Origin of the sequence: Flavobacterium psychrophilum DSM 3660 = ATCC 49418 (genome assembly GCF_002217405.1) — a bacterium.
Classification (GTDB): Bacteria; Bacteroidota; Bacteroidia; order Flavobacteriales; family Flavobacteriaceae; genus Flavobacterium; species Flavobacterium psychrophilum.
Genome location: NZ_MUHE01000008.1, coordinates 21,913 through 32,380 on the forward strand (window position 1 = coordinate 21,913; position 10,468 = coordinate 32,380).

Here is a 10,468-nt window from a genome sequence, read left to right on the forward strand (position 1 = left end):
TGGTTAAAAAATAAATTTTGAAAGCTAAAATTACAGCGTTCTTACAACGCATCATCAATACAATAAAACGAAACAAAATAAAATCATCAATTGCATTCATACTTTTGATGGTTTATTATTTTTCGTTACCCAGCACTTTATTTCAAGAACCGTATTCGACCGTAATTGAAAGCAAAGAAGGCGAATTATTAGGTGCAAAAATTGCTCACGACGGTCAGTGGCGATTTCCAGCGCAAGACAGTGTGCCTTATAAATTTAAGAAATGTATTGTTTATTTTGAAGACGAATATTTTTACAAACATCCTGGATTTAATCCTGTAGCGATGGTTAATGCTATTAAACAAAACCAAAAAGCAGGCAAAGTGGTTCGTGGCGGAAGCACTTTAACACAACAAGTGATTCGTTTGTCTCGAAAAGGAAAAAACAGAACTTATTTTGAAAAAGTAATTGAAATTATACTAGCAACTCGTTTAGAATTACGCCATTGTAAAGATAAAATCCTAGAATTATATGCTGCTCATGCTCCTTTTGGTGGCAATGTAGTAGGGTTAGAAATGGCTTCTTGGCGTTATTTTGGCGTGCAATCACATCAATTATCTTGGGCAGAAAGTGCTACTTTAGCAGTTTTACCTAATGCGCCAAGTTTAATTTATCCTGGAAAAAACCAGCAGAAGCTACTTAAAAAACGAAACAATCTTTTATTAAAATTAAAAACAGAAGGTATTATTGATGCCCAAACGTATGAATTGGCTATCGAAGAACCTTTGCCGCAAAAACCATACGATTTACCCCAAATTGCGCCACATCTTTTGCAACGAGTAGCTAAAAACAAAGAAGGAACTCGATTGAAAACTACTGTTGATATTGCCTTACAAAATCGCATCAATCAAATTGCTAAATATTATTACAATCAGTACAAACAAAATGAGGTTAATAACTTAGCCATTATTGTTATTGATATTAAAACTAGAAATATAATTAGTTACGTGGGTAATTCTCCAACCGATTTGAATCATCAGAAAGATGTTGATATTATTGAAGCGCCAAGAAGTACTGGAAGTATTTTAAAACCTTTATTGTATGCAGAAATGCTCGATGAAGGCGAGATTTTGCCGAACACATTAGTGGCCGACATTCCTACTCAGATTTCAGGTTATACACCACAAAATTTCAATTTAACATTCGATGGTGCCGTTCCAGCACACAGGGCTTTATCTCGTTCTTTAAATATTCCTTCCGTTTTGATGTTACAAGATTTTGGTGTCAATAAATTTTATGAAGAATTGCAACGATTCAAACTCCGAGATATTTCGAAATCGCCAGATCATTACGGATTATCACTTATTTTGGGTGGTGCCGAAAGTAATTTATGGGATTTGTGCAGAACGTATGCAGGATTATCATCAACAATAGATTATTTCAATAAAAACAATGGCAATTACAGAACCAAAGAATTTGTAGAACTTAATTACGACCATAATTTCACCCCTGATTTTGGTTATGATAGTAAGCAAAAAACTATTTTGGGCGCAGGAGCCATTTGGCAAACTTACAATGCGATGGAAGAAGTAAACCGTCCGGAAGGCGATGAAGCTTGGAAATTTTATGACAGTTCCCTAAAAATAGCATGGAAAACAGGAACCAGCTTTGGTAATCGAGACGCATGGGCCATTGGTACAAATGCTAGATATGTAGTAGGTGTTTGGGTAGGAAATGCTTCGGGAGAAGGACGACCAACGCTGACTGGAGTTACCAGCGCTGCTCCTATTTTGTTCGATGTGTTTAATTTGTTACCTAGACAAAAATGGTTCGGAATGCCTTTATTAGATTTGACAGAAGTCGAAGTGTGCAAACTTAGTGGTCATTTGGCGCAAGAAGATTGTCCAAAAATAAAACAATTGGTTTCTTTAAAAGGAAAAACAACTTCTATTTGTCCTTATCACAAAACAGTACATTTAGATAAAACCGGAAAATATAGAGTAAATAGCAGTTGCGAAAATGTGGAAAATATCATGACTAAAAAATGGTTTGTACTGCCTCCCGTAATGGAATGGTATTACAAAAACCAACACGTAGATTATTTGCCTTTGCCTCCTTACAGAAGCGATTGTGCAGGAACACTTACTCCTTCAATGGATTTTATTTATCCTAAAACAAATAGTAAAATATATTTGACCAAAAATTTCAATAGCGAAATACAACCTGTAATTTTAAAAATAGCCCATTCTAATCGAGAGACTGAAGTTTATTGGTATATAGATAACGTGTACAAAGGTTCGACCAAAACTTTTCACGAAATGCCTATAACACCAACCCAAGGTTTTCATTATATCACCGTAATCGATGAAAGTGGTTATGAAATTAGAAAGAAAATTGAAATCGTCAGGGATTAGTTAAAGCCGTTGCATAACAGTGCCACATTTTTTACACGTTCTTAAATTTTCAGTGCCGTAAAAATGTTTGAAGTGTTTGTGAAAATCGTTTTCAATATCGTTTAGTTCAAAATAAACCTCGTGCAGTTTATAATTACAATTGTCGCAAAACCAAAGCAAACCATCTTTAGCATCTATATTGTTTCGCTTTCTTTCGATAACCAATCCTATGGAATTTGCCGATCGAACTGGCGAATGCGGTACTTTTGCGGGATGCAAATACATATCGCCTGCAGATAATTGCATGGCCTTTTTCTCGCCATCTTCCTGAATATAAATCGTTATATCACCTTCTAATTGATAGAATAATTCTTCGGTTTCATTATAATGATAATCTTTTCGATTGTTCGGACCAGCCACAATCATGACGATAAAATCTCCAGAATTTACATACAAATTTTTGTTACCAACAGGTGGTTTTAGTAAATGACGATTTTCGTGAATCCATTTATTGAGGTTGAAGGGTTTTGCAATTGCCATGTTCGTGTTTTTAAAGTATAAAATTACTGTTTTTTTACTTCAATCCACCTAGGATTAAATATTTGTGGAATTTGTTTTGGGTCATTTTTGTAAGTAGTAATGCGTCCATATACAAAAATAATTTTATTTTTTAAATCTTCTATTTTTATTTTCGCTGTTTCTAAATATTCGTTGGTAACTACGATGGTAAAAATATTGTTGGGATAGGTAGCATCTAGATTAATATAATTTGTGGTTTTTCCTTCAAAAGCTAATTTGTAGGATACTACTTTTCCAGTTACACAAGCTAAATTATTAATGTAATCTTTTGCCTTTGCGGTTGTAATCGTGTCTTGCGAAAAGCTATTTATCGAGAAAAAGAAAAAAAACAGTATGAGAATATTTTTCATAACGGATAAAAAAAACTGAATGTCTTTTGTTGTTAAGACATTCAGTTTGTGGTTTAATGCTTTTATTTTACTTCTTTAATTAAATAAATATAAACAGGAAAGTGATCGCTAAATCCAATCTCATTGTTACCATGTCGTAGCGGATACCCTTTATATTGTCCGGTTGTGGTAATCATATATGGTTTGTTGTAAATTCCAGCTTTCCAATATCTAAAAGAAGAATAATCTTTTTCAATTAGTGTTTGCGAAACCATTATCTGGTCGAAAATATCTCCAGCATCTCGGTAAAACAAAGAAGCATTTCCTTTTTTTGCCATTTCTTCAAACGGATTGTAAACACCAAATTTTTCTACTTCTTCTTTTTTAAGTTTTGCGCCAACGCCTTCTTTTACACTCTTGTTGTAAGTCCCGTCGTTTAGATCGCCCATATTAATAATTTTCGCATTTGGGTTTACTTTGTAAATAGAATCCATTATTTTTCTATCCATTCTTCCTGCTGCTTCACGAAAAGGACTGCTTTTTTTCTCTCCGCCAGATCTTGATGGCCAGTGGTTTACTATTACATTTATTTCGTCGCCGTCAAGTAATCCAGTTACTAATAAGATATCTCTTGTATAGACCCTGCTGTCTTGCGAAATTTCTATCTTATCTTTATCGGCTTTATCCTCGTCTGTTTCTTTTTCGGCTTTAGCTTTGGTGTCTTTTTTGTATATTAATAAAGGTATATTAATATAGCTTGTGGGTTGAAAATGCTTTTTTTGATACAACAGCGCTACATCTATTCCGCGTTTGTCAGGAGAATCAAAATGTACGATTCCGTAATCGTTACTTATAAGTTGCGGGTCTTTTACTAAATCTTCGAGAACTCCTCTATTTTCAATTTCTGCTCCGCCTATAAAAGTGGGTGCATTTTTTTGGTTTTCTCCAGTTCCTATTTCGTTTATTACTCGGGCTAAATTGTGTATTTTTTCTTTGTATTTCTTTGAGGTCCAGTTCTGAGCGCCGTTTGGCAACCACTCCTCGTCAATGTTTGGGTTGTTTATAGTATCGAATAGGTTTTCGAAATTATAAAAGGCAACGGTGTGTATTGCAAATTTTTTTGCTTGTGCATTTGCACCTATCGTAAGCGAGAATAACAATAGGGTAGTGAAAAAATTTCTAATTTTCATAAAATAAAATAATTAGTTACGACAAAAACTAAAGAAGCTTTTGGGGCTACAAATGTAAAATAATATTAGACATAGCCTAATTTTCATTTGTTAAGAAATGCTTATTTTGAAAATAGCTGTACAAAATAAGCGCTAAACCTGCTGGGTATAATTAATAAAAACGGCTTAAATCTATTCATTACAGCTTTTTGCGCTAGGAATTAAAATGGAGATCCTTTTTGAGGCTTTTGCTGTCTCAAAAAAATTACTTCACCATATTTTTATAGGAATTCTGTAAATTTTACTTGTAACGCAAAGCCCAATCCTTGTGGTAACCCAAATAATGAGATTTAAAAAAGATGCTTATTGTAAGATTAAGCGATAAAAACACATTCTTTTAAAACATAAACCGCATAGAAATATAGAAAAAAGAGTTAGACAGGGCAATTCTTGGCTCGCAAAGCTATGATTTACAATAATAAAGTAAAACATCTTGATAAAATCTATAAGTCTATGTGCTTAAAAAGAAACAAAACGAGTTGCTAAGCTTTTTTATTAGCAGATTAGGAACAAGAGGTTAGTAAAATTATTTGCTAAAGTTAATAAAACATCATTTTTAACATGAGTTTCGTAAAAAATGTTCAGTATTTAATTTAATCTCGTAAATTTGTCCCCCGTTTAATTTGGTTTAAGCACTAAATAGGGATTAACTTTAATTAAATTTATGAAAAAACTTGTTATTAGTACGCTATTTGTATTGCAAGCTTTTTTTGGTTTGGCTCAAACTAATACTGGTATAACTGGTAAGGTTTTAGATGCTAAAACACAAAAGTCATTACAAAATGTTGTTGCTTCGATTCAGAACACAAATTTCACTCAGCTGACCAATGCTGATGGTAAATTTACGTTTTCGGGACTTTCTCAAGGGAGTCAATTATTACAAATTAAGAGTGATGGTTACAAAAGTCAGTTGTTTCCAATCGAAATCCTAGCAGGACAAATGTTAGATTTAGGTGTTGTAGTTTTAGAGGAGGATGCTTCTCAAGAGGAAAAAGCTACTTTGATTAATATAACTGAAGACGATTTAGGTGACGAAGGAAGTGGTTCTGAAGGAACAGCAAGTTTATTACAATCATCTAGAGATACTTTTTTGCAGGCTGCCGCCTATAATTTTGGCCAAGCACGCTTTAGTGTTCGTGGTATAGATAATGAGTATGCTAACATTATGATAAACGGAATCTCGATGAACCGTGTTGCAGACGGAAGACCACAATATGGTGATTGGGGCGGGCTAAACGATGCAACCCGCAATCAGGAATTTACTAACGGATCTGCGCCTTCTGATTATACTTTTAGTGGTATTGCAGGAACTCAAGAAATAAATACAAGAGCGTCTTTATACAGAAAAGGAACCAGACTTTCGTTTCTAAATACCAATACAAATTATTCTTTTAGAATGATGGCTACCCATGTTTCTGGTATGAGAACAGACGGCTGGGCTTATGTTATTTCGGCAGGAAGACGTTGGGCTGAAAATGGTTATTTTGATGGCACAAATTACAGCGCAAATTCATTTTTTGCTAGTGTTGAGAAAAAAATAAATGAAAAACATAGCTTAAACTTTACTTCTATTTTTGCGCAAAATAAAAGAGGAAAAAACTCTCCAAATACCGATGAAGTTACGGGGCTAACAAGTGAAAAATATAACTCTTACTGGGGATGGCAAGACGGAAAAAAACGCAATTCACGTTTCAAAGACTCTGAAGAGCCAATTATGATGTTAACGCATTACTGGAAAGTAACACCTAAAACAAATGTAAACACTACAGCTTCTTACCAAACAGGAAGAATTGGAAATAGCCGTTTCGATTATAAATACGCTGACAATCCAGACCCTATTTATTATCAAAACTTACCAAGTTATAAATTAAATTATTTTAATAGCACTGGCGATTACCTAGGTAATACATCTGGATATATTAACGCAGCAGCTGATTTGAAGAAAAATTTTACAAATGACCCACAAGTAAACTGGGACAATATTTACAAAATAAACAAGGACAATATTGCAAACGGAAGTAGAATTGTGCAATATGAAGACAGAAATGATGAAGATATTATTACAGCAAATACTAATATTGCATCCCAACTTTCTGACAATATATTTTTGAATGCGGGTGCAAACTACCAATATTCTTATACTAAAAACTTTAAGAATATGTTAGACCTGTTAGGCGGAACTTATTTTACAGATATAAATACATTTGGACCAACTGCCGACCAATACCAATCGGATTTAAACAATCCAAACAGAACACTTGGTGTGGGTCAGAAATACGGCTATAACTATAATATTGATGTTAGAAAACTAGACGCTTTTACACAATTTAAATTTGTTTACAAAAAAGTAGATTTCTATTTGGCACAAACATTCTCTCGCTCAACATACCAAAGAGAAGGGTTATACAAAAACGGTTATTACCCTAATGACTCTTTTGGGAAAAGCAAAAAAATTGCTTTCGATAACTTTGGTTTCAAAGGAGGAATTACATATAAGATTTCAGGAAAAAACTACATCGATTTCAATTCAATTTACATGTCGAAAGCACCAAATGCTAAAGATGTATTTCCTAACGCACGTGTAAATAACAATATAATTCCTAATTTAACTAATGAAACTATACAAGGTGCAGATCTTAGTTATATTGTAAAAACGCCAAAATTTAAAGGAAGGTTAACAGGTTATTTTTCTGAAACATTAAATGCTACCGATGTTAATTTTTATTTTGCTGACGGTGTAGGAAGCGGTGCTTTCGTAACAGAAACAATAACCGGAATAAATAAGAAGAATAGAGGCGCAGAACTAGGTTTAGAATACCAAGTTACCTCTACAATAAAACTTACCGGAGTTGCCGCTTACGGAGAATATACATTTACAAACAATCCTAATGTATTTCTACAAAATGATAGCGACCCTCTAAATGCAACTGGTTTTTACGGAGATAAAGGTACCGCAAGTCTTCAAGGATACAAACAAGCAGGTTCGCCACAACAAGCTTTTTCTGCTGGTATAGAATATAGAGACCCTAAATTTTGGTGGATTGGTTTGAATGCCAATTATATTGGAGAGAACTTTATAGATGTTTCTTTTATAAAAAGAACAGCAAGTTATTTCGACAAAGCAAACAATACGGGTGTTACAATCGATCAAGAAAAAGCAGGAAAATATTTAGAACAAGAAAAATTTAACCCAATTAGATTATTAAATTTAGTAGGAGGAAAATCTTGGAGAATTGGAAACAGGTACACACTAGGCCTTTTTGCAAACCTAAACAATGTGCTTGATGTAAAATACAAAACAGGTGGTTTCGAACAATCTCGAAATGCCTCATACAAACAAGACGATCAAGATCATTTTAGTGGAGGACCATTAGTTTTTGGTTCTAAATACTTCAATGGTTACGGAAGAACTTACACGGCAAATATCTATTTAACCTTTTAACCTTTTTTGAGATGAAAAACATTAAAATAATACTATCGATTTTTACATTTGGTTTTCTTTCAAGTTGCGTTAATGATACTTTTGAAGATCCAAAAACAAAAGATTGCATTAGTGCAGGGTTGGTAAAAAATAAAGAAGTTGCTGACATTTATGCAATAGCAATAAATCCAACAGGATCAATTCCTAATACACCAACTTATACTGCTAATGACATTATAGAAGGATATGTTGTATCTAGCGACGAGGGAGGAAATTTCTATCAAAACATGTATGTGCAACCCATAGGTGGTGGTAAAGGATACAACCTTTCTATAGATCTAGGCAATGTATATAATAAAGGTTATGAGCCAGGCAGAAAAGTATTCTTAAAAATGAAAGGATTGGCTTACGGAAATCCTACCAATTTTGCAGCAGGACTTATTTTTGGCGCTCCTCCAACTGACAAATATACTGTTGATAGATTGCCAGCTCTAGATTTGCCTAAGCACCTTATACCCTCTTGTGATGCAGTTAATGAAGATGCTATAGTAAATCACATAACACTAACCCAAGCAAAAGCACCAAACAATCCTTATTTAAATACTTTAGTAGAATTTGATAATGTACAGTTTGAAACCGAAGGCATATCTTATGATACAGATAGATCCGATAAATTTGACTCTAGTATTACTATTGAAGATGGTATTACAAGCTTTATTGTAAGAACTAGCCGTTATGCAGGTTTTGCAGGAAATATTGTGCCGTCTAAAAAGGGTAAAATAAGAGGTGTTCTTACTAAATATGGCACCTCTTCTTATCAGCTCATCTTAAGAACCGAAAGAGATGTAAAGTTAACACAACCGAGAGTTGATTTTGCTACACCTATTGTGGGGAACGCAAATGTATTTACAGGAACATTAAACGAGCCTTTTACAACTTATGCTGTAGATCAGGTAAATTTTCCTAAATATATAAATGACGCAAATGTAAGCTCAAGATACTGGTCGCTAAAGCAATATCCAACCGGAACGGGTAATAAATATATCGAAATGTCTTCGTATGGTGGTGGTGGCGTTACTGCTAAAACTTACTTTTTAGTACCTGTCGATTTTACAGCAGCAAATACATTTACATTTAAAAAACAAGCCAGATATTATTCTGGAGGAACACCTTTGCAAGTATATTATGTTAGTAGTGCTAATTATGTGCCAGGAAGTGTTATTAATTCGAGTGTGTTTACTAATATTACTTCTAATTTCACTATTTCCTATCCAGCAGTTAGCGGTTCAGAAACTGCCTTTAGCAGTGTGGGTACTTATTCTATTCCTGCAGGTTTAACAGGTAATGGTTATTTTGTTTTTGAATACTCAGGAACACCAGCACTAACAACAACCATACAAGTAGATGATATTGTTATAAACTAATAATATCCGAAATTAAATTACAAAAAAAGACTGTCCGAAAAGTAATTTCCGGACAGTCTTTTTTTTTGTTATTATACTAATTATTAGCATATTTTAAGTACTAATACCATTTTATTATTGAATTTACTAAAATCAGAAACACAAGATTTGCTATTCCCAGGAATAAGAAACCCTGCCAAATTATTCAGATTAGGAGATTGCTCGCTGCTCGGAATAAACATACCCATCAAATATTACAGTTTTTTTAAATTAAAACCATACAAATCAAGTACTTAAAGTGTTACAAAATAGCGCCAGAGCAAAATTGAACATTTAATAAAAAAGAAGCTATCCGAAAAGACAGCTTCTTTTTGCCTTATATTCTAAAAATATTATTTATATGCTCTTTTTAATATTAATTTTGCCAATGATTTACCTGTTTTAGCAAATCCTTCTGCAATCCTATCTTCATTACTAAAAGAACCGCCAAAAACATCTCCTGGAGCTTCATCGCTTTTTATCGCAAGCACCACATTATTTCTGTTTGTAGTTTCAACAAATTTTAAAACAGTCGATACCTTTGCTCATTTTTTAGCCATAACAACATTATATCCTGGATAAACCCATTCTAAATCGACAATCAAAGTGTATTTTGAATCTTTTAAACCCTCCTGAAAAGATAATTCTTTTTTATCCTTAGTAAGTACTATATTTACTAATTCTAAAAATTTTGGCTCAAAAGAAAGATCCCTACTAGAATACCCTTTTTTTGCCCAAGCAGTCCCTACTCCTTTTGTCTTTTCATTCAATTCTGCTGTTCTTTCAGCTACATATTGCGCATCGGCTTTGTTTTCTTTAAATAGTTTTAAATTACCGTATAAAAATTCGACATTAATTTCTTTTTGGTCTTTAAGAAAATTAAAATCTCCTTTTGTAACTTCCATGTCTTGAGCTGCCATCACAGACGAAACAAATAATACTACTAGCACTAATACTTTTTTCGTTTTTTTTTTATTTTATTTGAATTGTAAATCTACAAATAATTTATAATCATGTAATTAAAAACATAAAACTTAATCATTAATTCAAATTAACCTTAATCATAATATCTTCTTTTCGCTTTTTATACACTTCT

At 33.2% G+C, this 10,468-nt stretch carries 8 protein-coding genes; 3 read left to right on the forward strand and 5 right to left on the reverse strand.

Annotated features, from left to right (window positions below):
* Positions 1–17 precede the first annotated feature (17 nt).
* Positions 18–2,393, forward strand: coding sequence for a penicillin-binding protein 1C (gene pbpC / locus B0A57_RS02285; RefSeq protein WP_034099385.1), 2,376 nt, complete (start codon positions 18–20; stop codon positions 2,391–2,393).
* On the opposite strand, the gene B0A57_RS02290 is transcribed toward pbpC, so the two are convergent.
* The 3 genes from B0A57_RS02290 to B0A57_RS02300 all read right to left on the reverse strand — a co-directional run bounded on the left by B0A57_RS02290 (position 2,394) and on the right by B0A57_RS02300 (position 4,470).
* Positions 2,394–2,912 carry a 3-hydroxyanthranilate 3,4-dioxygenase gene (locus B0A57_RS02290; RefSeq protein ID WP_034099387.1) on the reverse strand — a complete coding sequence of 173 codons (519 nt, stop codon included), beginning with the start codon at positions 2,910–2,912 and terminating at the stop codon, positions 2,394–2,396.
* 23 nt (positions 2,913–2,935) lie between these two features.
* Positions 2,936–3,301 carry a hypothetical protein gene (locus B0A57_RS02295; RefSeq protein ID WP_011964326.1) on the reverse strand — a complete coding sequence of 122 codons (366 nt, stop codon included), beginning with the start codon at positions 3,299–3,301 and terminating at the stop codon, positions 2,936–2,938.
* Between the two features lie 62 nt (positions 3,302–3,363).
* Positions 3,364–4,470, reverse strand: coding sequence for an endonuclease/exonuclease/phosphatase family protein (locus tag B0A57_RS02300; protein WP_011964327.1), 1,107 nt, complete (start codon positions 4,468–4,470; stop codon positions 3,364–3,366).
* Positions 4,471–5,173: 703 nt separating this feature from the next.
* On the opposite strand from B0A57_RS02300, the gene B0A57_RS02305 reads away from it, so the two are divergent.
* Both B0A57_RS02305 and B0A57_RS02310 read left to right on the forward strand, forming a co-directional pair.
* Positions 5,174–7,951 (forward strand): carboxypeptidase-like regulatory domain-containing protein, encoded by a 2,778-nt coding sequence (locus B0A57_RS02305; RefSeq protein WP_034099389.1) that lies wholly within the window; start codon positions 5,174–5,176, stop codon positions 7,949–7,951.
* 11 nt (positions 7,952–7,962) lie between these two features.
* Complete coding sequence (locus tag B0A57_RS02310; RefSeq protein WP_034099391.1) at positions 7,963–9,354, forward strand: DUF5689 domain-containing protein; 1,392 nt, start codon at positions 7,963–7,965, stop codon at positions 9,352–9,354.
* Between the two features lie 371 nt (positions 9,355–9,725).
* On the opposite strand, the gene B0A57_RS12360 is transcribed toward B0A57_RS02310, so the two are convergent.
* Both B0A57_RS12360 and B0A57_RS02315 read right to left on the reverse strand, forming a co-directional pair.
* Positions 9,726–9,863, reverse strand: a complete 138-nt coding sequence (locus tag B0A57_RS12360) for a hypothetical protein (RefSeq protein WP_228463481.1) — start codon at positions 9,861–9,863, stop codon at positions 9,726–9,728.
* A 54-nt stretch (positions 9,864–9,917) separates the two neighbouring features.
* The gene (locus B0A57_RS02315) at positions 9,918–10,322 is read right to left on the reverse strand and encodes a hypothetical protein (protein WP_228463480.1); all 405 of its coding nucleotides are present in this window, start codon (positions 10,320–10,322) and stop codon (positions 9,918–9,920) included.
* Between the last annotated feature and the right edge of the window lie 146 nt (positions 10,323–10,468).

Bases quoted from the DNA above. Each gene is read 5' to 3' on its own strand.
- B0A57_RS02290 (WP_034099387.1), bottom strand. From the start codon at position 2,912: ATGGCAATTGCAAAACCCTTCAACCTCAATAAATGGATTCACGAAAAT.
- B0A57_RS02295 (WP_011964326.1), bottom strand. From the start codon at position 3,301: ATGAAAAATATTCTCATACTGTTTTTTTTCTTTTTCTCGATAAATAGC.
- B0A57_RS02300 (WP_011964327.1), bottom strand. From the start codon at position 4,470: ATGAAAATTAGAAATTTTTTCACTACCCTATTGTTATTCTCGCTTACG.
- B0A57_RS02305 (WP_034099389.1), top strand. From the start codon at position 5,174: ATGAAAAAACTTGTTATTAGTACGCTATTTGTATTGCAAGCTTTTTTT.
- B0A57_RS02310 (WP_034099391.1), top strand. From the start codon at position 7,963: ATGAAAAACATTAAAATAATACTATCGATTTTTACATTTGGTTTTCTT.